The 25,616-nt window shown below is 60.8% G+C and carries 32 protein-coding genes and 2 pseudogenes; 15 read left to right on the top strand and 19 right to left on the bottom strand.

Annotated elements, in window-relative coordinates:
* Nucleotides 1-104: 104 nt before the first annotated feature.
* Nucleotides 105-326 (bottom strand): DUF4287 domain-containing protein, encoded by a 222-nt coding sequence (locus tag QA644_RS10040; RefSeq protein ID WP_092587333.1) that lies wholly within the window; start codon nt 324-326, stop codon nt 105-107.
* Entirely contained in the window at nt 323-808 is a 486-nt protein-coding gene (locus tag QA644_RS10035; protein ID WP_283072226.1) for a VOC family protein, read from the bottom strand. Before QA644_RS10035 ends, QA644_RS10040 begins: the two co-directional genes overlap by 4 nt.
* Before the next feature lie 384 nt (nt 809-1,192).
* On the opposite strand from QA644_RS10035, the gene QA644_RS10030 reads away from it, so the two are divergent.
* Nucleotides 1,193-1,846 (top strand): alpha/beta fold hydrolase, encoded by a 654-nt coding sequence (locus QA644_RS10030; protein WP_074068543.1) that lies wholly within the window; start codon nt 1,193-1,195, stop codon nt 1,844-1,846.
* A 165-nt stretch (nt 1,847-2,011) separates the two neighbouring features.
* On the opposite strand, the pseudogene QA644_RS10025 reads toward QA644_RS10030, so the two are convergent.
* The 3 genes and pseudogenes from QA644_RS10025 to QA644_RS10015 all read right to left on the bottom strand — a co-directional run.
* Nucleotides 2,012-2,161 (bottom strand): annotated as a pseudogene (locus QA644_RS10025) (transposase); the annotation flags it as partial.
* 203 nt (nt 2,162-2,364) lie between these two features.
* Nucleotides 2,365-2,952, bottom strand: a complete 588-nt coding sequence (locus QA644_RS10020) for a hypothetical protein (protein WP_283072225.1) — start codon at nt 2,950-2,952, stop codon at nt 2,365-2,367.
* A gap of 4 nt (nt 2,953-2,956) precedes the next feature.
* Complete coding sequence (locus QA644_RS10015) at nt 2,957-3,343, bottom strand: acyl-CoA thioesterase (protein WP_074068537.1); 387 nt, start codon at nt 3,341-3,343, stop codon at nt 2,957-2,959.
* 293 nt (nt 3,344-3,636) lie between these two features.
* Between QA644_RS10015 and QA644_RS10010 the strand changes: the two genes are divergently transcribed.
* Nucleotides 3,637-5,451: a methyl-accepting chemotaxis protein gene (locus tag QA644_RS10010; protein ID WP_283072224.1), complete on the top strand. Its 1,815-nt coding sequence runs from the start codon at nt 3,637-3,639 to the stop codon at nt 5,449-5,451.
* A 111-nt stretch (nt 5,452-5,562) separates the two neighbouring features.
* On the top strand, nt 5,563-6,852 hold the full coding sequence (locus tag QA644_RS10005) for an extensin family protein (RefSeq protein ID WP_283072223.1): 1,290 nt from the start codon (nt 5,563-5,565) through the stop codon (nt 6,850-6,852).
* A 169-nt stretch (nt 6,853-7,021) separates the two neighbouring features.
* Here the strand turns inward: QA644_RS10005 and QA644_RS10000 are convergent, their stop codons facing one another.
* Nucleotides 7,022-7,465 carry an SRPBCC family protein gene (locus tag QA644_RS10000; RefSeq protein ID WP_074068533.1) on the bottom strand — a complete coding sequence of 148 codons (444 nt, stop codon included), beginning with the start codon at nt 7,463-7,465 and terminating at the stop codon, nt 7,022-7,024.
* A gap of 293 nt (nt 7,466-7,758) precedes the next feature.
* Between QA644_RS10000 and QA644_RS09995 the strand changes: the two genes are divergently transcribed.
* The 5 genes and pseudogenes from QA644_RS09995 to QA644_RS35150 all read left to right on the top strand — a co-directional run bounded on the left by QA644_RS09995 (nt 7,759) and on the right by QA644_RS35150 (nt 11,304).
* Nucleotides 7,759-8,109, top strand: a complete 351-nt coding sequence (locus QA644_RS09995) for a VOC family protein (RefSeq protein ID WP_283072222.1) — start codon at nt 7,759-7,761, stop codon at nt 8,107-8,109.
* Between the two features lie 339 nt (nt 8,110-8,448).
* Nucleotides 8,449-9,269, top strand: a pseudogene (locus QA644_RS09990) (sulfite exporter TauE/SafE family protein).
* A 104-nt stretch (nt 9,270-9,373) separates the two neighbouring features.
* Nucleotides 9,374-10,300 (top strand): ABC transporter ATP-binding protein, encoded by a 927-nt coding sequence (locus QA644_RS09985; protein ID WP_074068527.1) that lies wholly within the window; start codon nt 9,374-9,376, stop codon nt 10,298-10,300.
* Complete coding sequence (locus QA644_RS09980; protein WP_074061487.1) at nt 10,297-11,058, top strand: ABC transporter permease; 762 nt, start codon at nt 10,297-10,299, stop codon at nt 11,056-11,058. The genes QA644_RS09985 and QA644_RS09980 overlap by 4 nt, the downstream gene beginning before the upstream one ends.
* Nucleotides 11,059-11,130: 72 nt before the next feature.
* A complete protein-coding gene (locus QA644_RS35150) occupies nt 11,131-11,304 on the top strand; it encodes a hypothetical protein (protein WP_338112326.1) in 174 nt (57 codons plus the stop codon).
* 241 nt (nt 11,305-11,545) lie between these two features.
* Here QA644_RS35150 and QA644_RS09970 read toward each other — a convergent pair whose 3' ends face one another.
* The 9 genes from QA644_RS09970 to QA644_RS09930 form a co-directional block, all read right to left on the bottom strand.
* Nucleotides 11,546-11,755: a hypothetical protein gene (locus tag QA644_RS09970; RefSeq protein ID WP_052451528.1), complete on the bottom strand. Its 210-nt coding sequence runs from the start codon at nt 11,753-11,755 to the stop codon at nt 11,546-11,548.
* 98 nt (nt 11,756-11,853) lie between these two features.
* Nucleotides 11,854-12,303 (bottom strand): DUF1801 domain-containing protein, encoded by a 450-nt coding sequence (locus tag QA644_RS09965; RefSeq protein WP_239598478.1) that lies wholly within the window; start codon nt 12,301-12,303, stop codon nt 11,854-11,856.
* A 9-nt stretch (nt 12,304-12,312) separates the two neighbouring features.
* Nucleotides 12,313-12,780 (bottom strand): DUF1801 domain-containing protein, encoded by a 468-nt coding sequence (locus QA644_RS09960; RefSeq protein ID WP_283072359.1) that lies wholly within the window; start codon nt 12,778-12,780, stop codon nt 12,313-12,315.
* Nucleotides 12,781-12,785: 5 nt separating this feature from the next.
* Nucleotides 12,786-13,013: a hypothetical protein gene (locus QA644_RS09955; RefSeq protein WP_239598484.1), complete on the bottom strand. Its 228-nt coding sequence runs from the start codon at nt 13,011-13,013 to the stop codon at nt 12,786-12,788.
* Nucleotides 13,014-13,057: 44 nt separating this feature from the next.
* Nucleotides 13,058-13,489: an SRPBCC domain-containing protein gene (locus QA644_RS09950; protein WP_239598486.1), complete on the bottom strand. Its 432-nt coding sequence runs from the start codon at nt 13,487-13,489 to the stop codon at nt 13,058-13,060.
* Nucleotides 13,486-13,809: a metalloregulator ArsR/SmtB family transcription factor gene (locus tag QA644_RS09945; protein ID WP_074068517.1), complete on the bottom strand. Its 324-nt coding sequence runs from the start codon at nt 13,807-13,809 to the stop codon at nt 13,486-13,488. The genes QA644_RS09950 and QA644_RS09945 overlap by 4 nt, the downstream gene beginning before the upstream one ends.
* A 213-nt stretch (nt 13,810-14,022) precedes the next feature.
* Nucleotides 14,023-14,724: a TIGR02281 family clan AA aspartic protease gene (locus QA644_RS09940; RefSeq protein WP_074068515.1), complete on the bottom strand. Its 702-nt coding sequence runs from the start codon at nt 14,722-14,724 to the stop codon at nt 14,023-14,025.
* On the bottom strand, nt 14,721-14,930 hold the full coding sequence (locus QA644_RS09935) for a DUF1289 domain-containing protein (RefSeq protein WP_074068513.1): 210 nt from the start codon (nt 14,928-14,930) through the stop codon (nt 14,721-14,723). Before QA644_RS09935 ends, QA644_RS09940 begins: the two co-directional genes overlap by 4 nt.
* 18 nt (nt 14,931-14,948) lie before the next feature.
* Nucleotides 14,949-15,731, bottom strand: a complete 783-nt coding sequence (locus tag QA644_RS09930) for an adenosylcobinamide-GDP ribazoletransferase (RefSeq protein ID WP_194729864.1) — start codon at nt 15,729-15,731, stop codon at nt 14,949-14,951.
* 156 nt (nt 15,732-15,887) lie between these two features.
* On the opposite strand from QA644_RS09930, the gene cobT reads away from it, so the two are divergent.
* Together cobT and QA644_RS09920 are read left to right on the top strand one after the other, a co-directional pair.
* Complete coding sequence (gene cobT, locus QA644_RS09925) at nt 15,888-16,904, top strand: nicotinate-nucleotide--dimethylbenzimidazole phosphoribosyltransferase (protein ID WP_074068508.1); 1,017 nt, start codon at nt 15,888-15,890, stop codon at nt 16,902-16,904.
* 122 nt (nt 16,905-17,026) lie between these two features.
* On the top strand, nt 17,027-17,419 hold the full coding sequence (locus tag QA644_RS09920) for a diacylglycerol kinase (protein ID WP_239598492.1): 393 nt from the start codon (nt 17,027-17,029) through the stop codon (nt 17,417-17,419).
* Between the two features lie 11 nt (nt 17,420-17,430).
* On the opposite strand, the gene QA644_RS09915 is transcribed toward QA644_RS09920, so the two are convergent.
* Nucleotides 17,431-17,907, bottom strand: a complete 477-nt coding sequence (locus QA644_RS09915; protein ID WP_239598494.1) for a GNAT family N-acetyltransferase — start codon at nt 17,905-17,907, stop codon at nt 17,431-17,433.
* 42 nt (nt 17,908-17,949) lie between these two features.
* Nucleotides 17,950-19,485: an MFS domain-containing histidine kinase gene (locus QA644_RS09910; protein ID WP_283072221.1), complete on the bottom strand. Its 1,536-nt coding sequence runs from the start codon at nt 19,483-19,485 to the stop codon at nt 17,950-17,952.
* Nucleotides 19,486-19,638: 153 nt separating this feature from the next.
* Between QA644_RS09910 and QA644_RS09905 the strand changes: the two genes are divergently transcribed.
* From QA644_RS09905 to QA644_RS09895, 3 genes are all read left to right on the top strand, one after another.
* Nucleotides 19,639-20,145, top strand: a complete 507-nt coding sequence (locus QA644_RS09905; protein WP_283072358.1) for a thermonuclease family protein — start codon at nt 19,639-19,641, stop codon at nt 20,143-20,145.
* Nucleotides 20,142-20,771, top strand: a complete 630-nt coding sequence (locus QA644_RS09900) for a uracil-DNA glycosylase family protein (protein ID WP_283072357.1) — start codon at nt 20,142-20,144, stop codon at nt 20,769-20,771. The genes QA644_RS09905 and QA644_RS09900 overlap by 4 nt, the downstream gene beginning before the upstream one ends.
* 68 nt (nt 20,772-20,839) lie before the next feature.
* On the top strand, nt 20,840-21,328 hold the full coding sequence (locus tag QA644_RS09895) for an Lrp/AsnC family transcriptional regulator (RefSeq protein WP_074061474.1): 489 nt from the start codon (nt 20,840-20,842) through the stop codon (nt 21,326-21,328).
* Between the two features lie 272 nt (nt 21,329-21,600).
* Here the strand turns inward: QA644_RS09895 and QA644_RS09890 are convergent, their stop codons facing one another.
* Complete coding sequence (locus tag QA644_RS09890) at nt 21,601-22,284, bottom strand: DNA alkylation repair protein (RefSeq protein WP_194729860.1); 684 nt, start codon at nt 22,282-22,284, stop codon at nt 21,601-21,603.
* On the bottom strand, nt 22,281-23,150 hold the full coding sequence (locus tag QA644_RS09885; RefSeq protein WP_283072220.1) for an NAD(P)-dependent oxidoreductase: 870 nt from the start codon (nt 23,148-23,150) through the stop codon (nt 22,281-22,283). The genes QA644_RS09890 and QA644_RS09885 overlap by 4 nt, the downstream gene beginning before the upstream one ends.
* Before the next feature lie 271 nt (nt 23,151-23,421).
* Between QA644_RS09885 and QA644_RS09880 the strand changes: the two genes are divergently transcribed.
* Together QA644_RS09880 and ssuD are read left to right on the top strand one after the other, a co-directional pair.
* Nucleotides 23,422-24,387 carry an aliphatic sulfonate ABC transporter substrate-binding protein gene (locus QA644_RS09880; protein ID WP_239598499.1) on the top strand — a complete coding sequence of 322 codons (966 nt, stop codon included), beginning with the start codon at nt 23,422-23,424 and terminating at the stop codon, nt 24,385-24,387.
* A gap of 36 nt (nt 24,388-24,423) precedes the next feature.
* On the top strand, nt 24,424-25,599 hold the full coding sequence (gene ssuD / locus QA644_RS09875) for an FMNH2-dependent alkanesulfonate monooxygenase (protein WP_283072219.1): 1,176 nt from the start codon (nt 24,424-24,426) through the stop codon (nt 25,597-25,599).
* Nucleotides 25,600-25,616 lie beyond the last annotated feature (17 nt).

Genomic DNA, 25,616 nt, shown 5'->3' with positions numbered 1-25,616 from the left:
GTCTCGTCCCCGGCGCAATCTCTCTGTGAATTGCGCCGGAGGCAATAAGGGTCCGCAATGGGGCCGGAAGCAGACAAGACGTTTCGCCTCGCACCACACTCCGTTTAAGAGGCTGGCTGCTTGTCTTCCGCGAGAGTGTGCGCCACGACCGCATTTGCATGACCGTGGCCCATTCCGTGTTCGCTCTTCAGCATACCGACAAGTTCCATGTGCTTCGCAGGATAGTGCTTTCGCACGAGCTCTTGCCAGTCATCGATAGGACGGCCGTATTTCTTCTCGATTGATGGAAAATAGGAAGCAGGTCCTTTGATCTTCTCGGTGGTCATAGCGCGTCATCCCCTTTTCGTGCCGCATCGATCACAGCTACGTCGATTTTCCTCATCGTCATCATCGCGTCGAATGCGCGCTTTGCTTGTTCGCCACCTGCTACAAGCGCGTCCATTAGAATGCGAGGTGTGATCTGCCAGGATACTCCCCACTTATCCTTGCACCAGCCGCATTCGCTTTCCTGACCGCCATTGCCGACGATGGCGTTCCAATAGCGATCTGTTTCTTCCTGATCCTCGGTGCTGATCTGGAATGAGAAGGCTTCGCTGTGCTTGAATGTGGGGCCGCCGTTCAATCCGATGCACGCGACACCCGCCACCGTGAACTCGACGACCAACACGTCTGCCTCTTCTCCGTCGGGGTATTTGCCGGGCGCGCGGATGATGGCTCCGATCTTGCTGTCTGGGAAGGTGTCGGCATAGAAGCGGGCGGCTTCCTCAGCGTCCTTGTTGTACCACAGACAAATGGTGTTCTTAGACATCGCGTCGTTCTCCTGGTCGTTGTCCTTCAGATCGAGAGCCCGACCTGATGATACGATGACGCACCAGCCGCCCCCGATCCGACATCATGATCAAAATCGCTGCTCTTTTTTAACCCCTCTCGTCTTGCGCAGACCAAACGCCTCGGGCCGACAGGCCGCCTTGCGCGCCAAGAGCGGCCATTGCGACCGTTGCAGAATTCCCTATCTGCGATGTCGTAAAAGTCAGGAAAACAAGTGTCGTTTTAATCGGGGACTTCTGCGAAAGGTCAATGACCGCTTTCGGCGCCTTTACGGACACTCAGCACAGTCAGCCGGCACAGTGGTCTTAATTTCGGCGAAAGAGGTGTCGAAGCTCCGTAGGCGTCAAAATCAGGGATGAATAATATGGCCACCTTTATCCTTATACCCGGAGGCTGGCAGGGCGGTTGGGTCTACCAAAAGGTGGCAGATATACTTACTGCGCACGGGCACAAAGCCTTACCGATCACTCTTTCGGGGCTCGGCGATGCTCCCGCCCCAACGGCCAATCTTGAAGATCACATAGATGAGGTCGTTAGTGCTGTGAAGTCGCATCGCGACGACCTGGTGATTGTTGGACAATCCTACGGCGGGATGGTCGTGAGCGGCGCAGCTGATGCTGCGGCATCGCAAATCCGGGCGTTAGTCTATGTAGACGCCTATGTGCCTGATTCCGGTGACTCTGTCTGGTCCCTGACGACGCCTCGTTTTCGAGATGTCTTCGTCGCGGGCGCGAAGGCTGACGGACTAACTTGCGCGCCGCCTCCCAATCTTGACCCGCGATGCCGACCGCATCCGATTGGGACGTTTCTCCAATCAATCAATCTCAGCGGACGTTGGCGTGAAGTGCCGCGCAAGACCTTCATCGGCGCATTTGGATGGGAAGGAAGTCCGTTCCTTGACCTTTATCAACGCTTAAACGGCGAGCCGGAGTGGTCGACCTTTGCCCTCGATTGCGGGCACAATGTAGCACGGCTGGAGCCCGAGGCTCTGACCGAGATATTGCTAGCTCAGGTTTGACAAACCAACGACTGCAATCCACCCCAATACGACATGCCGTGCAGCGAAATTCCCTAATTTTCGCGCCAAAAACCGACGGTGCTGAATTTTTAGGAAATCTCTGTCGCAAAATTCCCTCGTTAGCGGCAGCGCAGAGCGTCGCAGCATTCGAGGACGGCCGGGATTGTCCTTCTCACCTGACTGGAAACGCCGCGGCGGGAGCCCGAAGCGGGCTCCCACGGTCCGCGAGCTTTTGAAGCGGCCCGGATCGTCGTCGACTGCAGCCTTGAAGCTCAATGCCGTCGCGTATCCGACACCTGGAACACTCATAAACCGCGTGGTGACGGAGTCTTGGTGAGCTACCCTTCGGACACGTCGATCGACTTCAAGAAAGGAAGCTGCCGCTGTGGCTCTTCTACCGAACTGCGCAGGTGGCTGGATTCCTGCGACCGGCACAGGAATGAGGATGGATGGAACCAATTGCCGCCATAAAAGATGAAGTCGCCCGCTTACGGGTGAGACGGAGACCTAAGCATACCTCACCCAAGCACATCATAGAGCCGGAAGATCCAGCTGATCTGATAGAGCAGGCCGAGGCTGACGAAGGCGATGTGGAAGCGGCGGTTCCGCGTCCAAGCCGCGACGACGCAGAGGACGATATAGGCGAGGTTGCGGATGAGATATTCACGGCCGAGCGCATGGACATAGGCCTGGCCCTTGAGCCAGGAATCGCCGAGGTCCACGGCATAGGTCAGCGCCAGCATGCCGAAGAACCATGTGCGCCGGGAGATGAAATAGTCCTCGTAGTCGCCATACTCCTCGATCGAGGTCGGGAAGAGCAGGACGCTAAGGAAATAAAACAGGCAGCAGAAGCTGATGAGGAAGAGGTAAACGCCGAAGGTGATGACGACCAGCGAGCCGAGGCGATACTCCCACCACCAGAAATGGATGATGAAGAGGAACATCGACGCGACCCAACCGAGATGGACGTGGTAGACGCGGTGTTTCTTAGGCGACTGGACGATGCCGGCGAGACCCGTGAGCAGGCGGGTGAGGCTGAGGCCGATGACCATCGCCATTATGGCGCGGATATAAACGAAGACCTCCGGTGTCGCCGCCGCCTGCACGATGTCACTCCTCGGGGACCGGCTTCGGCGCGCCGTTTTCGTCGAGCGCCACCATGATGAAGGTGCCGGCCGTGACCTTTTCCATCTTGTTGTAGCGCGAACGGTGCGCCCAGGCCTCGACGCAGAGGGTGATCGAGGTGCGGCCGACGCGGTCGATGTCGGTAAAGACCGAAAGTGTGTCGCCGATCTTCACCGGCAACTGGAAAGCCATTTCCTTGACCGCGGCGGTGACCACGCGGCCCCTGGCGCGTTCGGCGGCGCGGATGCCGCTCGCCAGGTCCATCTGCGCCATGACCCATCCGCCGAAGATATCGCCTGCGGGGTTGGCGTCGCCAGGCATGGCAAGCGTGCGGAGCGTCAATTCGCCTTTCGGCTTCGGGGTCTCGGTCATGGTCCTACTTCGTGATGTTTGCGGTTTCGATTCCGCCCGCACGGTAATGCAAAGCGCAAGCGAAATGAACACGCAAACGGCCGGCGTTTGTGCGCTAGGCGTCGCCGGTACTGAAATAAATCTCTTTAATATAAAATTCTAAGATAATTCAGATTGTTGCAACGGGAGCCGGACCGCCGGCATCCACCTTCCGTTACGTTATGTCGCCTCACTCTAATATTAGTTCACCGTCCAGTAATGGATCCCCCTCATCATTCAAAGATCGATTCTGCATGGGAATGCCGGGGGAATTCATGCGTAACATCAAGATATCAACGCGTCTCTATTGTCTCGTCGGCCTGACGCTGGCGATCTTTGTGGCGACGATGGTTTTCTTTCTGAACTATTCTTATTCCGAACTGGAAATGGAAAGAAAATCCGGTCTTGCGCAGATGGACGCGACGGCGGTCAACATCCTGCAGAAATACTACAAGATGGAACAGGCCGGCACGCTGACGCGCGATGAGGCGCAAACGGCGGCGAAAGACGTGATCGCTGCCATGCGCTACGGCGGCAGCGGCTACTTCTGGATCAACGACATGCACCCGGTCATGGTGATGCATCCGATCAAGCCGGAGCTGAACGGCACCGACCTTTCGCAGAACAAGGACCCGGCCGGCAAATTCCTATTCATGGAATTCGTCAATGTCGTGAAGGCCCATGGCGAGGGTTTTGTCGACTACTATTGGCCGAAGCCAGGTGCTGAACAGCCCGTCCTGAAATACTCGCACGTCGCTGGCTTCGAGCCCTGGGGCTGGATCGTCGGCACCGGCGTCTATTCCGACGACCTTGCAGCCCTCTACTGGCAGAATGCGATCTGGACGGCGATCCTTTGCGCGATCGGAGCTGCGATCATCGTTTCCGTCGCCTATGCGATCGTCAAGAGCGTTACCGCACCCGTCGCACGGATCGGGGCGGCGATGCATGAGATCGCAGGCGAGAACGGGGCGGTCGAAGTCTCCGACAGCGATCGGCGTGACGAGATCGGCCACATGGCAAAGGCCCTGCTGGTATTGCGCGACTCGATGCTCGACCGCACCAAAATGCGTGCCCGTGAAGACGAGCGCCAGCGCGAGATCGACGGCGAACGCCGCGGCAATGAAGAGAGCCTGCGCGCCGCAGCCGAGCGCCAGAACCACGCGATGCAGACGCTGGGGGCCGGCCTCGAGAAGCTTGCAGCCGGCGATCTCACGGTTTCGATCGGCGATCTCGGCGAGGACTATTCAAAGCTGCGCACAGACTTCAATGCCGCCGTCGGCGCGCTCAACGACGTCATCCAGGCGATCGCCGAATCGAGCAATGTCGTGAACGACAACGCATCGGGTATCAGCGAGGCTACCAACAATCTGTCGAAGCGCACCGAGCAGCAGGCTGCTGCTCTCGAAGAGACGGCAGCCGCACTCGATGAGATTACCGCAACGGTGCGGACCGCGTCCGAACGGGCGACCGAAGCCCGCGAGATGGTCGCCGAGACCAAGGCGAGTGCTGGAAAATCCGGCGAAATCGTGCGGAATGCCGTTAGCGCGATGAGCCGGATTGAGGACTCCTCCAGCCGGATCGGCCAGATCATCGGCGTGATTGACGAGATCGCGTTCCAGACCAACCTTTTGGCGCTGAATGCCGGTGTCGAGGCCGCACGCGCAGGCGAGGCCGGCCGGGGCTTTGCGGTCGTGGCGCAAGAGGTTCGTGAACTCGCGCAACGTTCGGCAAATGCCGCCAAGGAGATCAAGACGCTGATCAGCAATTCGGCGGCGGAAGTCGAATCCGGCGTGGCGCTGGTTCGCTCGACGGGCGATGCTCTGGTCGAGATCGAGACGCTGGTGAACAAGGTCAACGACCATGTGAATACAATTGCCACCGCGGCGCGCGAGCAGGCAACGGGTCTCCACGAGATCAACACCTCGGTCAACCACATGGATCAGATGACCCAGCAGAACGCTGCCATGGTGGAGGAGACGACGGCGGCGAGCCAGACGCTTGCCGAAGAGAGCAGCCAGCTTCGTACGCTGCTTGCCAAGTTCCGCCTCGGCTCGCGCACGTCGCAGCACTACGCACGGCACGCAGCTTGATCAGCGGTGGAGCCGGGCTCGCCCGGCTCCACTCCCAGGGGTAAGCTTTCATTCATCGTTTTTAGCTAAATTCGAGTCAAATTCTTCAATGCAAGCAGGGCTGCGGGAGCGATGGAGAGTATTGTGTCTACCTCCCTTTTGCGGCGCGTCGCGCTGCCGGTCCTGATATCCACCACCCTCGCGACCTGTTCCATCAGCGACGGCATGATACCGCCGGCAAGCATCGACCGGGGCACCAAGGTGAGTTCGATCTCGCCCATGCCGGGGCAAGGCGCGAAGCGCATGGCGCCCGCCGATGCGCAGCCGTCCTATCCCGTTTCCAACGCACCGGTTTCAAACACGGAAGGCTCGATCGATTATCTCGACACGCCGAACCTTGCAGGCGCCGGGCATTCTGCGCGCGCGGGCAGCCAGCCGATGCCGAAGAAGCTGCCGATGATCGACAGCGATGAGGGACTGGCGCAAGGGCAGGGGCAGCCGCGGAACTGGGGCGGCAGCCAGCAGCTTGCAGTGCCTTCCGGTGGCGTCAACATGGATGCGGAGCTTGGCGCGGAACCCGTCGTCGGGCTGGCGCAGGAACAGCAGATGCAGATCGCCGAAGGAAATTCGGCTGAACCTGTGGTCGACGGGATCGGCACCGACAATCCGACGCAATTGAACCGGACGGCAATGCCGCGGCCCGCCGCACAAGCCGAGATGAGCCGTGCCCCCGTGTGGAACGACGGCAGTTCGGTGATCGAGCCGTCGCGCGTTCCCGAAGAGGACGAGAGCCAGGAAGTGGCGATGCTCAGGCCGAACGACCCGATGATGAGCCGGCCCGTCGCCCCGGACCCGAACGTGATGCCGGCCTCCGAGCTTGCCTGCCGCCGTGAGCTGAAGCGCATGGGCGTGATCTTCACCGATAAGCCGGCGATCAACGACGGCCCGTCCTGCCAGGTGCCTTATCCGGTCTCGCTGCAGGGGCTTTCCGGCAATATCGGCGTGAGGCCTGCGGTGACGCTGAACTGCCAGGTGACGCTTGCCTTCGCCAAATGGGTGAAGAACGAACTCGCGCCATCGGCCCGCTTTCGCTACTGGTCTGGCGTCAAGACAATCCAGCCGCTCGGCGGCTATTCCTGCCGGCGCATGAACAACAGCCGCCAGAGATACAATCCGATGTCCGAACACGCACGCGGCAACGCGATCGACGTCGGCAAGTTCGTGCTGAAGAACGGCCACCAGATCGACGTGCGCAGGAAGGGCCTCTTCTCGTTCCGCGAGGGCAGGCTACTCAAGGCCGTGCGCTCCGACAGCTGCCGGTATTTCAACACCGTGCTCGGTCCCGGCAGCAACCCGGAGCACTGGAACCATTTTCACTTCGATCTCAGATCCCGCAAAGGCGGCAGGGTTTATTGCAATTAAACCTGGTGGGCGACCGATGCGGGACCGGTGGGTAGCGGATGGCAGCTTGGCGCCAAGAGCCAGGCGGAGCGCTCACATTGGCAATGCCGACTTAAAGCGTATTCTCAGACCGGATCGCGAAGATCGTCAACGCGATCCGATCCCGACAACCTTTGCTCGATCCTGAGTGCTACTCATTGATCTCCGGCTCGACGAGCCGTGCCAGGTTTCGCAGCGACTCCTGCCAACCGAGGTAACAAGCCTCTGGTGGAATAACGTCGGGCACGCCTGCCTGCGTTATCTCCAGCTCGGTCCCGACCGAAACTTTCTTCAAGGTCACAGCGACTTCCATTTCGCCAGGCAGGTTGGGGTCGTCGAATTTGTCCGTGTAGCGCAGGCGTTCGCCTGGGGCGAGCTCGACATATTCGCCACCAAATGCGTGGCTTTTGCCCGTTGTAAAGTTCCGGAAGGACATTTTGAACTTTCCGCCGACTGTCGGTTCAAAGTGATGCACAGTGCAGGTAAAGCCGTTAGGGGGAAGCCACTTGGCGAGCGCATCCGCTTCGAGAAACGCGCGATAGACCTTCTCCGGGCTGGTTGCCAGGACGCGATGCAAGCGTATGGTGTTCGGCATGGTCGTGATCCTTTTGAATTGATGGAATTGACGATCCTAAGGACGTACGAGGCTTTGCCAATCCGACACCGGATCGATCTGTTGTTGAGGTAAAATTACTGAGGCCCCACGCTGTACGATTTTAACCGAGATCAGCCATCGCCGGAAAAACAAACCCTTCCGCTTTGCGCCAAAACGCAGACGTTGCCCACTAGAGGCAGCTTACCTGACCGGCTGCCGCATAGGCGACCAAATTACATCCCACCATTGCGACCGTGAGTATTGTCCCATGGCACGCTACCAGGGAGGACGACATGACCGTCAAACGCATTGTCGCGAACATTGCGGTTTCCGATATGGAAGCCGCCAAGGCTTTCTATCAAGGCATCCTCGGCATGGATGTCGTCATGGATCATGGATGGATCGTAACTTATGCGGCGGATGCGAGCGCGGGGCCGCAGGTCAGCTTTGCGACCGAAGGTGGCTCCGGAACGGCTGTGCCCGACCTCTCTATCGAAGTCGACAATCTCGATGAGGTCTATCAGCGGGTCATCCGCGAAGGTATCGTGGTGGAATATGGTCCGGCGAGCGAGCCTTGGGGGGTGCGGCGGTTTTACGTGCGCGACCCTTTCGGCCGCCTGGTGAATATCCTGAGGCATGCGTAATTTCACTGCGGTATGGCAGGAATCGGATGCTTTTAGACGAAAAAAAGAAAGCCGGCCCAGGAGCCGGCTCAAGCTGGGCCGGCCGGGCAGGGGAACGCGAGGCCGGATTCTTAGGATTTCGTGACTGGCAATGACTGCTTACTATACGCGAGGCAGCGAAAATCGGACGTAACGAGCGCCCTGGAAACGGTTCCGCAAAGGAATGGGCGGCGGCGCGGAAGCCGTTGCTTGCCTCGACACTTCTTATCTGCGAAGAAGATCACCGCTTGATGACAAATAAAACCTGCGGCTGATTTTCTTTTCAGTGATCCGGCCTGCTTGGAAGGTGGGGAGATCGCGATGCCGGCTGTTTCGGAGCTTGCCCTTTTGCACTGATGCTGGCGGCTGCGGGCGCGGTTGCGGGCCTGCTTGCCGGTCTCTTCGGCATCGGCGGCGGCGCGATCCTCGTTCCGGTCTTTTATCAGGTGTTCGGCTGGCTCGATGTGCCGGAGGCGGTGCGCATGCACCTGTCGGTCGGCACCTCGCTTGCGATCATCGTTCCGACGTCGCTCAGGTCCTATATGGCGCATCGCAGTCACGGGGCGGTCGACCAGAAGCTCCTGAGCGGTTGGATCATCGCCGTGCCGCTCGGCGCGATTATCGCGGCGGTGATTGCCTCTGAAGCGTCGAGCGTGACCTTGCGATTGATCTTTGCAGCCGTCGCGCTGCTCGTCGCCTTCCGCATGATGTTCAACCGCGCGAGCTGGCGGCTCGGCAGCGACTTGCCGGGTAATCCATTCAAGTTCCTGGTCGGGACGGGCATCGGTATTCTTTCCGGCCTGATGGGGATCGGCGGCGGCGTTCTCAACAATACCTTCATGACGCTCTATTCGCGGCCGATGCACCAGGCGGTGGCGACGTCTGCAGGCGTTGGCGTGCTGATCTCGCTGCCCGGATTGTTCGGCTATGTCTGGGCCGGTTGGGGTGTATCGGGCCTGCCACCGTTTTCGACCGGCTTCATCAACTGGATCGCCGTGGTGTTCATTATTCCGCTGACGATGTATATCGCGCCGATCGGCGCGCGGCTCGCCCACCGGATGAGCAAGCGTCAATTGGAGATCGGCTTCGGCATCTTCCTGATCGTCACTGCGGCGCGGTTCCTCATCAGCATCTACGCATAAAGATGCTTTCGCTGAATAGTCTGTTCAGCGCCGGCAGGATGTCAAAGTGTAACAAAGGGGCTATATAGCGGACGAAAAACGAGGAAATACTCAAGAAATCCGCAATGGCACCCATCATTTCCATCCGAAATCTCACAAAAAGCTACGCCAACGGGTTCGAGGCGCTGAAAGGCATCGATCTCGATGTCGAGAAGGGCGAGATCCTGGCCCTGCTCGGGCCGAACGGCGCGGGCAAGACGACGATGATTTCGATCGTCTGCGGCATCGTCAATCCGAGCAGCGGCCAAGTGCTGGTCGCCGGGCACGATGTCGTCAAGGATTTCCGGGCGACGCGGACGATGATCGGGCTCGTGCCGCAGGAACTGACGACGGATCAGTTCGAGACCGTCTGGAATACGGTGAGCTTTTCCCGCGGGCTGCACGGCAAGAAGCCGAACCCGGCGCATATCGAGAAGGTGCTGCGCGACCTTTCGCTGTGGAACAAGAAGGACAATATGCTGCGGGAGCTTTCCGGCGGCATGAAGCGGCGCGTGCTGATCGCCAAGGCACTCAGCCACGAGCCGGAGATCCTCTTCCTCGACGAGCCGACGGCGGGCGTCGACGTGACGCTGCGCAAGGATATGTGGCGGGTCGTGGAAAGGCTGCGCGAGTCCGGCGTCACCATCATCCTGACGACGCATTACATCGAAGAGGCCGAAGAGATCGCCGACCGCGTCGGCGTGATCAACGGCGGCAAGCTGCTGCTGGTCGAAGACAAGACCGCGCTGATGACCAAGCTCGGCCGCAAGCAGCTGATCCTCGAGCTTGCCGAACCGCTGGACGAGCTGCCCGAATGTTTCTCCGGAAACGGCCTGTCGCTGGAACCCGACGGAAACCGGTTGATCTACGATTTCGATGCGCATAGCGAGCAGGAGAGCATCGCCGCGCTGCTCACCCGGCTTGCGGCGCAGAACATCCACTTCAAGGATCTTTCGACGCGGCAGAGTTCGCTCGAGGATATCTTCGTGGCGCTCGTGGGAGGCACGAAATGAACTTCGAAGCCATCAAGTCGATCTATTTCTTCGAAATGGCGCGCACGCGCCGCACGCTGCTGCAGAGCGTCTTCTCGCCGGTGATTTCCACCTCGCTCTATTTCATCGTCTTCGGCGCGGCGATCGGCTCGCGCATCCAAGAGGTGGAAGGCGTTTCCTACGGCGCCTTCATCACGCCGGGGCTCATCATGCTGACGCTGCTCGGGCAATGCATCGGCAACGGTTCCTTCGGCATCTATTTTCCGAAATTCACCGGCACGATCTACGAGGTGCTGTCAGCGCCGGTTGCGATGACGGAGATCCTGCTCGGCTATGTGGGAGCTGCGGCCACCAAGGGGCTGCTGATCGGGCTCATTATCCTTCTGACGGCCAATGCCTTCGTGGAGGTCAGGATCGAGCATCCCTTCATGATGATCCTGTTCTTCCTGCTGACGGCGGTCACTTTCAGCCTGTTCGGCTTCATGATCGGCATATGGGCAGGCAACTTCGAGCAGTTGAACCTGATCCCGATGCTCGTGGTGCCGCCGCTGACCTTCCTTGGCGGCAGCTTCTATTCGATCAACATGCTGCCGCCCTTCTGGCAGGCCGTCAGCCACTTCAATCCGGTGCTCTATCTGGTGAGCGGTTTCCGTTGGAGCTTCTACGGCATCGCCGACGTCAATCCGTTGCTCAGCCTTGGGATGATCACCATGTTCCTGGCGATCTGCCTTGCGACACTTGGCTGGATTTTCAAGACGGGATACCGGCTGCGGAACTGAGTCAGGCCTGCGCCGGCGGATGTTGTCGACGGCGATGTCGCCTTCGATAACGCCGCGCTCTAAGCGCCTGCCGTGCTCGATCTCGACGACGGTATAGAGCTTGTCGTTGCGGAAGGCGCTGGCGTTCATCGTGGTAACGTCTTCGGCGGCGCTGAATCGACCTCCATGAAAATCGAGTTCGCAGCTTGCGGCGGCGATGCTGGTATCGTCTGCCGTGCGGGCTTCGACCACGACCTCGCCCTGTGAGGGTGAATTTTGCCAGTTCAGATCGTTGGCGGCGGCGACCGGGACCAGGCGATAGACATTGAGCGCTCCGCCATCGCCCGCTGCTGCGGAAGCTTCCTTCGCAGCATCATCGATCTGCGCTTGGCTTTCGACCGATTTACCGAAGCGTGTGCGGCTGATGCCAGTTAAACGCGTCCGTGCCGCCGGTCTTGGCGCTGTTCGACATGATCGGCCGCCTTTGCAAGACTGTGCCGGCCGGCGATCAGATCCTGTTGATTGTCGGCAGGAAGGAAACGACCTGCCTGCGGTTGGCGGCATCCAGGGTGTCTATACGGTCTTTCCAGAATTGTGCGGCCTCGGGCGTATCTTTTTCCCAGCAGCGTGTGGATACGATGTTATCGTCGATCACCGCCCGGCGATGGCCGCCCAGGCGTATATATTCGTCCGCGAGTTGCTTCGAGGGATTATCCATGGCCAGCGCCTCCTTTCAATCCTTTCAACCCAGATGCGGGACGCAAGGTTCCATGGGTTGAAGAATATAGAGCCGGGCGCGACGCTATGCGCCGCTCCTCAAGCGCTCTTGGGTGCCTTCTGCGAGGTGTTCAGTGCCACAGCGGCGCGAATGAGCGCCTCCAACGCTTTTTCATCGATCTCGTCGCCCTCATGGAAATCGATGGCGCGCCTCGTGTTGCCTTCGAGGCTGGAGTTGAAGAGGCCTGAGGGATCCTCCAAGGAGGCTCCCTTGGCGAAGGTCAACTTCACGGCATTCTTATAGGTCTCGCCGGTGCAGATGATGCCGGCGTGCTCCCACACGGGAACCCCTAACATGTTCGAGGGCTTTCTCCATTTTACCTCCTCGACCACTTCGGGGTCGGCCTTCTTGATGAGGCTTCGCAGCCGGGCGAGCGTCTCGCCCCGCCAATCGCCCAGCGCCGCTACTTTCGCATCGATCAGTTGAGACGGAGAGGCTTCTGCTTCCTTCACGGCGTTCTTCTTCATGGTGGTTGTCGCTTTCATCATGGTGGTCGCTCACAGTCGTTCGCCGGGCAACTGGCTGGCTTGCTTCACCCAATCGGCGAACTGAGCTTCGTCCAGTTCGTCCTCATGGATGTCGAGATAGCGCACGTCCTTGTGCTTGGATCGGCCGGGCGGAAGAGGGCGAAGCGATGTGCCGCGGAAGAACGTCACTTTCACGTATTTCGTGAAGCAATGAAAGCTGAGGAACCAGACATGGTCCTCGACACCATAGAAGGGCGAGTTCCATTTGACCGCCTTGTGCACGCCGGCGACGGTGCGCTCGATGAGCGCGTCGAGGCGGCGCCCGACGTCGCTCTTCCAGCCCGGCATGGCCGCGACGTAGGCCTGCACGGGGGCGTCGCCGTAACCCTTGGCGATCTGAGGGTTGCCGCCTGAGAGGAAGACTGGTTCTGTGGAGGCCGGTTTGGCTGTGGCCTCGTTTGCGGCCTTCGCTGACTTCCTGGGCGTCTTGCGGTCCATTGTGTTCATGCCTCCCCGCTGACGCTTCGCGCGCTGCGCCACTTCGTGGCGTAAGGCAGCACGAACATGTAGAGACCGCTAAACAGGAGCAAGAATAGCGGCAGCAGTGGCGAGTAGACGACCCAGCCGGGAGGTTCTCCCAATCCCATCGCGACGAAGTTGGCGATCACGCTCGCCGTAAAGGCGATAGACAGCCAGCGGTGGAACTGCCGAATCCAATAATTCCAGTTCAATGGGACCTCCTCTGAGTATCAGCCGAAGCGCAACACGGAAAACATCAGTCTGCCCGCGTCAAGACCTGCTCCAGGTTTGCAAAGAACTGCTGCCACCCTGCCTTTGCGCCTCCGTAAGCCTGCTTCTGATCCGGCCGGAAGCCCGACTGCTCCATACGCAGGTGGGTCCCCGTGCTCGTTGGGGTGAGCGTAAAGGTCACGACGCTCTGCAGATTAAAGGCTGCATCATTGTGCGCAAAATTCCAAGTGTAGGATAGTGTTCTGTTCGGCTCGACGGCGAGGACTTCGCAGTCCAGCACGCCGCCCCAGTCTCCGCGAAGATTGAAACGGTGGCCTACGTCAGGCTTGAAGTCGTTCTTCATGAGCCACTCCTCGATCAGGTGTGGTTGCGTGAGCGCGCGCCAGATCTTTTCCGGCGGAAAAGGAATCTCCCGTTCGACAATGACGGAAAGCGATTCGGTCGCGGCTTTGTTCATTGGTCCATCCTTTTGAGCAGATCTTCGAGGTCGTTGAACCGGCTCTGCCAGAAGCCCGCCATCTGGCTTGTCCAGTCGATCAGCGGGGCCAGGGCGCCGAGTTGCGCGCTATAGTGCGTATGGCGGCCTTCGTGTCGGTCGCGCACCAACCCGGCCTGCTTCAGGACTCCAAGATGCTTTGAGACGACCGGCTGTGAGACCCCGGCCCGGGCCGTCAAGGCCCCGACCGTCTTTTCTCCCTCGCGGCACAGCCGCTCGAAGAGAGCTCGCCGGGTCGGATCGGCGAGCGTTCTGAAGAGCATATCGGGATCGTTCGACATTTGGGATCCATACCCCGCTGACTATTGATCGACGTATAGTCGTAGAGGTATGAGTGAGTCAAGCTGAAACGCGGAGCGGGATGTGCCGATCACCGAATAAGGCATCCACGATTTTACCATACCCCGTTGGCTATGCGTGGTGCATTGTCGTTACCGAAGATGCGTGGCCGTGGCAATGAGGCGAAGCGCGCCAGGTTGCTGCTATTGAGCAGCCTAGTCGCGCATCCTGAGCTCGTCCGTCTGCATCTGCAGGGAACCCAGCGTTTGGAGGAAGCTCATGCCGAGCAGGCTCTGGTCGAGCGCGCCGTCTTCGGCGACGCTGGCGGCGACGTCGGTGCGCACGATGGGGCCGATGGCGATGCGGTCGAGCGTCACGGGCGCGGCGCGGGCGCGGCCGTTCGCCGTCATGACGGTCATCGAATAAGTGAGGTTTTCAGGGATGATACCGATCCGCTCGGCATCCGCATGCGACAGGGCCACCATGCTGGCGCCGGTATCGACGAGCATCGGGATCGTCTGGCCGTTGACGGAGACGTCGGCCTCGAAATGGCCGTTCAGCAGTTTGTGCAGGATGATCTCGCTGCTGCCCTCGCTGGTGGTGACGACGACGGCACGGCCAGGCACGAGGCCGGCAAGCAGGCGGTTGCCGACGCCGAACAGGTCCTGGCGGTAGAGATAGACGGTTGCGAGGGCCAGGATGATGACCAGCCAGATCATCAGGTTGCGCATGGTTTCGCCGGCGCTGCGGCGGCTTGCCCAAATGCCGGCAGACAGCATCAGCACGATCGGCAGGAGATAGACCATGCGCCCGAAATCGTCGATGTTCATGCCGAGCACGCGGTCGCTGTCGTGGTTGTAGACGAGCACCGCAAGGCCGATCGCGAGGATCAGAAGGAAGAGCCCGAGCCGGTTCATGAACGGTGCTCCGGCATTGCGGCCGCCTCGCGGACCAGGGCCGCCGGTTCGGCAAAGAGGCGCGCGGCAAGGACAGTCATGATGCGTTGCCTTTCCTCATCCGAATAGGACATCCAGTTGCCGATCTCCTGAAGCGTGCGGCCGCAACCCGTGCAAAAGCCGGTTGCGGGATCGATCGAGCATACGTGGATGCAGGGCGTTTGCATGAGCGGAATATCGTGATTTCACAAGGCCGTGGCAAGGGCGCAGAAAGCTGCGATTTCGGAAATCTGCTGGGCGGCGCCGAGCGTATCCCCCGTATGGCCCGCAAGCTTGCGGCGGATATAGAGCGTGAAGGCGATGACCGCGATGCCGGTTGCAAGCAGGCTGCAGACAAGCGCCAGCAGGCCGAGCGCCGGCCAGACGAGAAGGGCCGAAAAGAGGCAGGCCGACACGACCGCGACATGCATTGCGCTTTCGCCGGGCTGGCCCGAGGAGGCGGCGATGCCGTCCGTTTTTGCGGGCGGCAGACGGTGCCAGTGCCAGACGAGGGCGGCACGGCTGAGGCAGGCGGCCGCGGGAATAGCGAAGGCGGCGGCAAGGGGGGCGACCTCGCGGGCGATGGCGGCAAGGGCTGCGGCGCGAAGTGCTAGCGAGAAGACGAGGGCAATCGCGCCGTAGCTGCCGATGCGGCTGTCCTTCATGATCGCCAGCGCGTGGTCGCGGTCGCGTCCGCCGCCGATGCCGTCGGCAGTGTCGGAGAGCCCGTCCTCGTGCAGCGCGCCGACGATGAGCGTCTGGGCGGCGAGTGCGACGAACGCCGCCATCAGACGGTCGGCGCGCAGGCCAAGGAGAATGAGAAAGACGAGGGCTGGAAGAAGGCCGATCAGAATACCGGCGAGCGGGAAGGCGCGTACCGTGCGACTGAGCTTGCCGTCGTCTGCGCAAAAGACCCATTGCGGCACGGGAAGCCGGCTCAGGAAAGCGACGGCGCGGGCGGTGTCGAGCGCATAGGCCTTGATGTTCATGTCCCCAACTTCATGCATGAAAGGTGCGACGCTTTTCGAGTTGTGACGCCTGGCCGCTGCCTTTAATAGAGTCGCGACGAAAGAAGCCGATTTGTCTGCAAAAGACAAGTTGACCCCGGATCTCCGGACCGAAGCAAATACAAGGAAGCCGCATTCATGAGCGTTTCAGGCCTGCCGTTCGACGATTTCCGTGCGCTGCTGCGCGATCTGCCAGGACCGGATACCCGGGCGCTGGTGGCAGCGCGCGAGCGCGACGCGCAGCTGACGAAGCCGCCGGGCGCGCTCGGGCGGCTCGAGGAGATCGCCTTCTGGCTGGCGGCCTGGACGGGCAGGGCGCCGGCCGTCAACCGGCCGCTGGTTGCGATCTTCGCCGGCAATCACGGCGTGGCGAAACAGGGCATCACGCCCTTTCCGCCGGCGGTGACGCAGCAGATGGTGGAGAATTTCGCTGCCGGTGGTGCGGCGATCAACCAGATCTGCGTCGCCTACGATCTCGGGCTGAAGGTCTTCGATCTGGCGCTCGACTATCCGACCGGCGACATCACCGAAGAGGCAGCACTTTCCGAGCGCGACTGCGCGGCGACCATGGCCTTCGGCATGGAGGCGATTGCGGGTGGCACGGACCTGCTCTGCATCGGCGAGATGGGGATCGGCAACACGACAATCGCTGCGGCGATCAATTACGCGCTTTACGGCGGCTCGGCGCGCGACTGGGTCGGCCCGGGAACCGGTTCCGAGGGCGAGATGCTGGAGCGCAAGGTGGCAGCCGTCGAGCGCGCTGTCGAGCTGCATCGCGACCATCTGAACGATCCGCTGGAAATCATGCGCCGCCTCGGCGGCCGCGAGATTGCGGCAATGGCCGGCGCCATTCTTGCTGCGCGCGTCGAAAAGATACCGGTGCTGATCGACGGCTATGTGGCGACGGCGGCAGGCGCCATCCTGCAGGCGGCCAATCCGTCGGCGCTCGATCACTGCCTGATCGGCCATGTCTCAGGCGAACCGGGGCATCTCAGGGCGATCGAGATGCTCGGCAAAACGCCGCTTCTTTCGCTCGGCATGCGGCTTGGCGAGGGGACGGGTGCGGCCCTTGCCGCCGGCATCGTGAAGGCCGCCGCGGCCTGCCATTCCGGAATGGCGACATTCTCGCAGGCGGGCGTTACCAACAGACACTGAGCGCTGCGGCTTTGTGTCAGATGGATGACGGGTGCTTGCGGCGGAAGCCTGGAACCGGTATTCGCATTTTGACCGATAGACGGCGGCTGCGGCCGCCGCCGACTGCAAGACGAGGGCGCGCTTTGACCAAACCTGCCATAGGCAAACTGACGGGTGTGAGCCATTTCTTCGCTGCCGCCGTCTATTCCTGGGCGGGCTTCCAGCGCCTGATCAAGGAATCGGCTTTCCGGCAGGAGCTGCTTTTTGCCGCGGTTTCGCTGATCCTGCTTGCCGCCGTCGGTGCATCGCTGTGGGAAATGATGATTGCCGTCGTGCTGTTTCTGGTGCTCTTCGCCGTCGAGGCGCTGAATACGGCAATCGAGGAGGTGATCGACCGCATCTCGCCGGAAATCTCGATGGTCGGCAAACATGCGAAGGATCTTGGCTCCTTTGCCGTCCTCTGCGCGATTGCCGCGTGCGGGCTCTATCTTCTCGTCACGATCGGCACGCGCCTCATCGCGATCGTCTTCGCCTGAGGCGGATGGCGTCAGGCATCAGGATTTTCTCCGATCGCTTTTTCGAAAAACAGGCTGATCGGTGACGGCCTGTAGGCGCCGAAGGGGCCGCGCTCCTTGTATCCGGCCCAACGATACAGGCTTTGTCCATCCGTATTCCTGATACCGACTTCCATCTTGATAAGACGAATTCCTTTGGACAAGGCCGCTGCTTCCACGGCTTGCAACAGTGCTCTTCCAACGCCCCTTTGTCTGACCCTCTGATCCACGATCATCCGCTTGAGCTCCGCCGTGCCATCATGATCGTCGACGAGCGCGCAGCACCCTGCTGCGGAAAGATCGCCAGTGCGTGCGACAAAGACTGAAATATGTGGTGCGGATAATGCCTCCGGATTGAGCGGCCTTCGATACTCGCCGGGATAGAGCGAAGCCGCAACTGCATCGGACAGTAAGAGAAGCGACGCCACGTCATCTTGCCGCGGGCTTTCCTCTCTGACGGTCAATATCATTTGCACTGATCTGTCACCCTGGTTTCGCGCAGATTGCCGAGATTAAGCGAAGCTCTTTCGCTTGCGGGAAACGGGCTGCGCTTCCTCGACGGCCGGCAGGCTCTGCAGCACGCGCCGGGCAGGCAGGATGGCGATCACTTCGGTGCCTTCGCGCAGCTTTGATTTCAGGACGAACTGGCCGTCATGCTTGGCAAGGATCGCCTGGACGATCGGCAGGCCGAGGCCGGTGCCCTGTTCGGCGCTCTTGATGGCGATCGAGCCCTGGCCGAAGGCGGAGAGCACGACGGGGATTTCGTCCTCTGGAATGCCAGGGCCGTTGTCCTTGATGGAGATGTACTGGCCGCCACCTGCCGTCCAGCCGACCTTGACATGGATTTCACCGCCTTGCGGCGTGAACTTCACTGCGTTTGAGAGCAGGTTCAGCACCACCTGGCGCAACGACTTCTCGTCGGCCCAGACAGAAGGCAGCTCCGGTTCGAACTGTTGGGTGATGGAAATGTTCTTGCCCCTGGCACGCAGTTGCACCATGCCGATGCAATCTTCCGCGATATCAAGGAGCGAGATCGCTTCTTCGATGAGCTCGTATTTCCCGGCCTCGATGCGCGATAGGTCGAGGATCTCGTTGATGAGGTTCAGCAGATGCTGGCCGGAGCGGTGGATGTCGTTCGTATATTCCTTGTAGGTCGGATTGTTCAGCGGGCCCATGACCTCGGTCGACATCACCTCGGAGAAGCCGAGGATGGCGTTCAGCGGCGTGCGCAGCTCATGTGACATGGAGGCGAGGAAGCGCGACTTGGCAAGGTTGGCCTCTTCCGCGCGCCGGCGCGCTTCGTCGGACATGGATTTGGCGACTTCGAGCTCGGCGATCAAGTCGTCCTTTTCCGACTGGAAGGAGAGGATCTTGAGATTCGACTGGAAGAGGCGGTCGCTGATGTAGTTGAAGAAAATGATGGTCGTCGTGAAAACGGCAGTGAGGCTGAGCTCAAGCAGGTCGCGCGAGATGCCGGCCTTTGCAGCGAGTGCCACGACGGAGGGTGCGAAGGCAACGAGCACGGCGGGCGTCAGCATGAAATTCGACATTGCCGTAACGGAAAGTGCGATGAGAAGCGTCGCGCCCTTAAAAAGGATGAAGCCGGAGGGATCGCAGGCCCTGCAGTCCTGAAGCGCAAAGACGGCCCAGCAGCTGCCGATCATCAGCTGGCCGAAAAGCAAGACGCGGCGCCATTTGCGCGCCGATTCCGGAGTTATCTCCTTTTTGCGGGCGCGGCGCACGAGATAGACGTTTGCCGCATAGGCAGTCAGCGTCAGTACGGCCCAGAGGAAGATTTGTGTGTTGCCGGTGAAATAGATGCCGAGGACCGCAATGATGATGACGAAGAGCGGCATGATCGACGCGCCCTGAATGAAGGCGCTCATATACATCCTGAGCGCCTCCCGATCGAAGGCGGCGGCGGAGGAATGGCCGGATTGCAGCCGCTCGCGCGTCTGCCGCACAGCCCTGGAGACAGGCTTGTTGCGGTGACTGCGGGATTTGTCGACGATAATCTTATCGGTCGATGTGCTAACGCCGGTACTCATGTGCACAATGATACTTGATCCGCGGATGGTTCCACCGTAACCCGCAATTCTTAAGAAGTTGTTTGCCATTTTTGCCAACGGTTTGTTTTTCAAGGAGGCGAAAGCGTGGCGCGTGGTTTCGAAACGATACGCGACGGTGTCACAGCTTTCGCAATGCTCGCGCTGATCTGGCTGATCGCCGCAAAGCTCAACGACAAGCCCGATACCGTGCACGCCGGCCAATTTCATGCGGCAGACGGCGACAGCCTGACGATCGGTGCAGAACGCATGCGGCTGAAGGGCATCGATGCGCCGGAGCTCAACCAGATCTGCGAGCGCGGCGGAAGGCGCTGGGCCTGCGGCCGGGAGGCAAAAGAGACATTGCAGGGTCTGGTGGCTGGACGGGATACCCGATGCGGCGGCGCCGAACGGGACCAGTATGACCGGCTGCTCGTCGTCTGCCGGAGCGGCGGCATCGATCTCAACGGTGAGATGGTGGCCAGAGGCATGGCCGTCTCTTATGGGAACTACGAGCGGGAAGAGGAGAGGGCGCGGGCGGTAAGGGCCGGTCTCTGGGCGGGGACATTCGAGCGGCCGCGCGACGTGCGCGACCATGAGCACAGGCAATCGGGATTCGAGGATGCGAGGCGGCTTGTCCGGCAGGTGACGGGATGGCAGTGACGGGCGAAGCGGCGCTTGCCGCGCTGCACAGCGAAATTGCGCACTGTCGCATCTGCCGCGATCGGCCACTGCGGGCCGACGATCGGCTTCCGCACGAGCCGCGGCCGGTCGTCGTGATGTCGTCCACCGCGCGCATCCTGATTGCCGGCCAGGCGCCAGGCCTTAGGGTGCATGAAAGCGGCATTCCCTTCAACGATGCCTCCGGCGACCGTCTGCGCGACTGGCTGCAGGTGGAGCGCGAGACATTCTACGATGCAAAGCGGTTCGCGATCGTGCCGATGGGCTTCTGTTTTCCGGGCTACGACGCCAAGGGCAGCGACCGGCCGCCGAGACGGGAATGCGCGCCGCTCTGGCGCCAGAGGGTGATCGATCGGATGCCGCAGATCGAGCTTGTGCTCACTGTGGGGCAATATGCCCAGGCATGGCATATGAGCGGATTGCGCAAGCCGAACATGACCGAAACGGTGAAGGCGTGGCGCGAGACGCTGTTTTCAAACCGCAGTCCGGCGGTCTTGCCGCTGCCGCATCCGAGTTGGCGCAACAGCGGCTGGCTGAAGCGCAATCCTTGGTTCGAAGAGGATCTGCTTCCGGTGCTGCGGAACAGAGTAAAATTGCTCATATCCTGAAACAAAATTCTTTTCTGGCGCCGGAATCGCGTTATATAGAGAAAATAATTCGAAAAGGGCTTTCGCATATGGACCGTCTCGACCGCAAGATACTGCGTCTTTTGCAAGAAGATTCGACTTTGGCAGTTGCCGATCTCGCCAAGAAGGTGGGGCTTTCGACAACGCCGTGCTGGCGCCGTATCCAGAAGATGGAAGAGGACGGCGTGATCAAGCGCCGCGTCGCCATCCTCGACCCCGAGAAGGTCAACACGAAGGTCACGGTTTTCGTCTCGATCCGCACGGCGACGCATTCGATCGAGTGGCTGAGGCGTTTTTCCGAAGTCGTCTCGGACTTTCCCGAAGTGGTCGAATTCTACCGCATGAGCGGCGACGTCGATTACCTGCTGCGCGTGGTCGTGCCGGATATCGCCGCCTACGACGCCTTCTACAAGCGGCTGATCGCCAAGATCGAGATCCGCGACGTTTCCTCGGCTTTCGCCATGGAGCAGATCAAGTATTCGACGCAGCTGCCGCTTGATTACATGGTCTTGGACAATGCGAAGTCCAGCGAGGATTGAGGTCTAGCCATTGTGCGGGAAGAGCAAGGTTGGCACATGCCGCCTATTATCGCGGCTATCGCGGTCAAGTAACCGCACCGGCAACGTTGCTGTTTTGTGCTGTCATTGCCCCGCCTCATGCCTTGTGCTCGTCACAGACCAGTGCGCCCAAGTCCTTGGGCGCGGAAGACCCTTAAACGTCGCATCAGTCATTCACGGCGCAGACACGATGCTGCAAATAGCGAACGTCGCGTCTGCCGTTGCATTCCCTCATGCTCGCACTCGCCGGGCTCCTAGGTCCATCGCCCCATTACCTTCTCATTGGTCAACGCCCTGACGGCGTCCTTGCCGATCCAGCGGGCGATCTTGTCGGGGCTTGCGGCAAGGCGTTCGGCGAGGGCCAGAGCCGGGGCGTGGCAGTCGCGGCTGCGCTTGCCGATGTTGCGCAGCGCCCAGTTGACGGCTTTGCGCACGAAGTTGCGCGGGTCGCCGGAATGCGCCTCGATCAAGGGGAGCCAGGCGAGGAGAGTTTCGTCCGGGTCCTGCTTGCGGTGGACAGCAGCGCCGGCGATCATGGCGAAGGCGGTGCGGCGGACGAATTCGCGATCGTCGGCGGCAAATTGCAAAATCACGTCATCGAGCCTCGCCTCGACGAAGAGGTCTGCGGCGCAATCGACGATTTCCCAGGAGTTGAAATCCTTTACCCAGCGGCAGGCTTCGGCGGGCGTGAGCTTCTTCGGCTCGGCTGTGTAGAGCGCCAGCATGCGTGCCTCGCGGATATCGCTTTGCCAAAGCTCCTGCGCGCGGGCGTGGTCCTTCTTCGCAAGGCGGGCGATTTTCTGGAGATCGGGATTGGAGATGCCAAGCGCGCTACCGGTGACGATGCCGAAGCGGATCATGCCGGCAATGTTCTCCTCCGAGCGCAGCGTCTGCAGATGCGCGATCAGCTCGGCTGCGCTTGCGGAGGGGCCGATCATTTTTCCAGACGCGCGAGCAGGGAGGACGTATCCCAGCGGTTGCCGCCGATCGCCTGGACGTCGCCGTAGAACTGGTCGACGAGGGCAGTGAGGGGCAGTTTCGCGCCGTTGGCGCGTGCTTCGGTGAGCACAATGGCGAGATCCTTGCGCATCCAGTCGACGGCGAAACCGAAATCGTATTTACCTTGGCTCATGGTCTTGTGGCGATTTTCCATCTGCCAGGAGCCGGCAGCACCCTTGGAGATGACGTCGATAACCTTCTCGATGTCGAGGCCGGCACGCTTGCCGAAATGGATGCCTTCGGCGAGACCCTGGACGATGCCGGCGATGCAGATCTGGTTGATCATCTTGGTGAGCTGGCCGGAACCGGCAGGACCCATGAGGCCGACCATGCGGGCATAGGCGTCGATGACCGGCCTTGCCTTTTCGAAGACGGCTTCATCGCCGCCGCACATGACGGTGAGCACGCCGTTTTCCGCACCTGCCTGGCCGCCGGAAACCGGCGCGTCAATGAAATCGCTGCCTTTTGCCTTGGCGGCTTCATAAAGCTCGCGGGCGACTTCGGCGCTGGCGGTGGTGTTGTCGATGAGCACGGCGCCCTTCTTCATGCCTTCCAAAACGCCGCCCTTGCCGGTGGTGACCGAACGCAGGTCGTCATCATTGCCGACGCAGGTGAAGACCAAATCGGCATCTGCTGCAGCTTCGGCAGGCGTCGCGGCGGATTTGCCGCCGAACTTGGCGGCCCAGTCCGCAGCCTTGGATGCCGTGCGGTTATAGACCGTGACGTCGTGGCCGCCCTTCGTCTTCAAGTGACCTGCCATGGGGAAGCCCATGACGCCGAGACCGATGAACGCGACTTTTGCCATATGCCAGATCCTTCTCCTGAATTCGGGGCATGATTAGCCGAAAGTGCCGCGGCAGGAAAGCCAAAGTAACGCCGGTCCGGTTTGCCTGCGAAAATCCTCGACGGCGTGCTTTGGAATAAAATTTCGCAAAACGGGCACATTCCGGTCAGGAAAATTGCCGGGGCGGCAAAACTTACAAATAAAATTGTCGATATAATATATAGACATTATCATTATCGAGTCATCGCAACGACCGGCAGATCAATGCTGCCGCGAAGGAAAGGGGATTGCCATGATTTCTCGACGCCAGACGCTCGGACTTTTCGGTGCTGCTGCGGCGGCTGCCGTTCTGCCGGCCATCAAACCCGCACGCGCTGCAGCCACCGAATTCCGGATCGGCTGGCAGAAGAACGGCGTGCTGGCGCTCGCCAAGCGCCGCGGGGCGCTGGAGAGCCGGCTTGCCGATCGCGGCATTTCGGTCAGCTGGTCAGAATTCACCTCCGGCCCGCCGCTGCTCGAAGCGCTCGGTGCCGGTGCGCTCGACTTCGGCGCGACAGGCGACGTGCCGCCGCTCTTTGCGCAGGCTGCAGGCGGCCATCTCTATTATGTCGGCACCTATCGTGGCAGCCCGGCGGGTTCGGCGATCCTCGTGCGCAAGGATTCTCCGATCAAGACCCTCGAAGACCTGAAGGGAAAGAAGGTTGCGTTTAAGCGCGGGTCGAGCGCGCATAACGTTACGGTAAAAGTCTTACGCAAGGCGGGGTTGACGATCGATGATGTCCAGCCGCTGGACCTTGCGCCGCCGGATGCGGCCCCTGCCTTCAAGAACGGCAGCATCGATGCCTGGTCGATCTGGGACCCTTATCTTGCAATCGCCGAGGCCGATCCGGAGACCCGTATCCTGACGACGGCCGAGGGCATCGTTCCCTCATACAGCTACTTCCTCGCCAATCAGGAATTCACCGATGCCAACGCTCAGGTGATCGTCGACGTGATCGATGAACTCGGCAAAGTCGGTAAGTCGGCGCAGGGCAAGCTCGACGATACGGTCAAGGAGCTCTCCGAAATCACCGGCGTGCCGGCTGAGGTGACCCGCGTGACGCTGTCGCGGCCGGGCGCCGATCTAGGCGCCGTGACGACCATCACCGACGATGCGGCGGCCTACCAGCAGGCGCTTGCCGATGAATTCTACAAGCTCGGCATCGTGCCGAAGCAGTTGACCACCGGCGATATCGTCTGGCGGCCGAAGGCGAGCTGATTTCTGTTTCCGGTTTTCAATGGAGATTTCCGACCCATGAGCGCTTCATCCAAGCCTATCGATTTCCTGTGGTTCATCCCGACCTCCGGCGACGGGGCCTATCTCGGCTCCGGCGAGCTGACCCGCGCGCCGGATATCGGCTACATGACGCAGATCGCGCAGGCCGCCGACCGGCTCGGCTATTCCGGCGTGCTTTTGCCGACGGGCGTCGCCTGCGAGGAGTCCTTCGTGACGGCCGCAGCCCTTTCGGCCAAGACCGAGAAGTTGAGGTTCCTCGTCGCGATCCGTCCAGGCACCGCGTCACCCGCCTATTATGCGCGGCTGACGACGACGCTCGACCGCATCTCGAACGGCCGCGTGCTGCTCAACATCGTCGTTGGCGGCAGCCCGGGCGAGCTTGCCGGAGACGGCATCCATCTTGAGCATGACGAGCGCTATGCGCATGCCGAGGAGTTCTTCACCGTCTGGGAAGAGCTGCTGGAAAAGGGTGTCGCGAGCTTCGACGGCAAATATATCAAGGCAACCAATGCGCAGCTCGGCTTTCCGTCCGTCCAGACCCCGCGACCGCCGCTCTATTTCGGCGGCTCGTCGGATGCCGGGATCGATTTCTCGGTGGGCCGCGTCGACAAGTATCTTACCTGGGGCGAGCCGCCGGCACAGGTCGGCGAAAAGATCGAGCGCGTGCGCACCGCCGCGGCCAAGAAAGGCCGTGACGTGAGCTTCGGCATCCGCCTGCATTTCATCGTCCGCGAAACGGATGAGGAAGCATGGGCGGCGGCCGACCGGCTGATCTCCAAGCTCGACGATGCGACGATCGAGGAAGCGCAGCAGCGTTTCGCCAAGCAGTCCGACTCCGTCGGCCAGGCGCGCATGGCGGCCCTTCACGGCGGTCGCCGGGACAAGCTGGAGGTCTCGCCGAACCTGTGGGCCGGCGTCGGCCTTGTGCGCGCCGGTGCCGGGACAGCACTGGTCGGCTCGCCGAAGACGGTCGCCGCACGGCTTCGCGAATACCAGGACCTCGGCATCGAGACGGTGATCGGCTCCGGCTATCCGCATCTGGAAGAGGCCTACCGTGTCGCCGAACTGCTGTTTCCCGAACTCGGGCTCGAGCGCCAGGAGCAGCGCCACGGCCTCAAGAGCGATTTCGGCCGTCATCGGGTCTTCGGCGGCGGCAGCCATGGCGGCAACCTGAAGGTCGTTTCCGGCTCCTGATTTCAAAACACGCAAGG

Source organism: Rhizobium sp. CC1099 (assembly GCF_029714385.1).
GTDB lineage: Bacteria > Pseudomonadota > Alphaproteobacteria > Rhizobiales > Rhizobiaceae > Rhizobium.
Note: the sequence above shows the minus strand (reverse complement) of the source record. Positions and strands in the feature narration are given on the sequence as shown.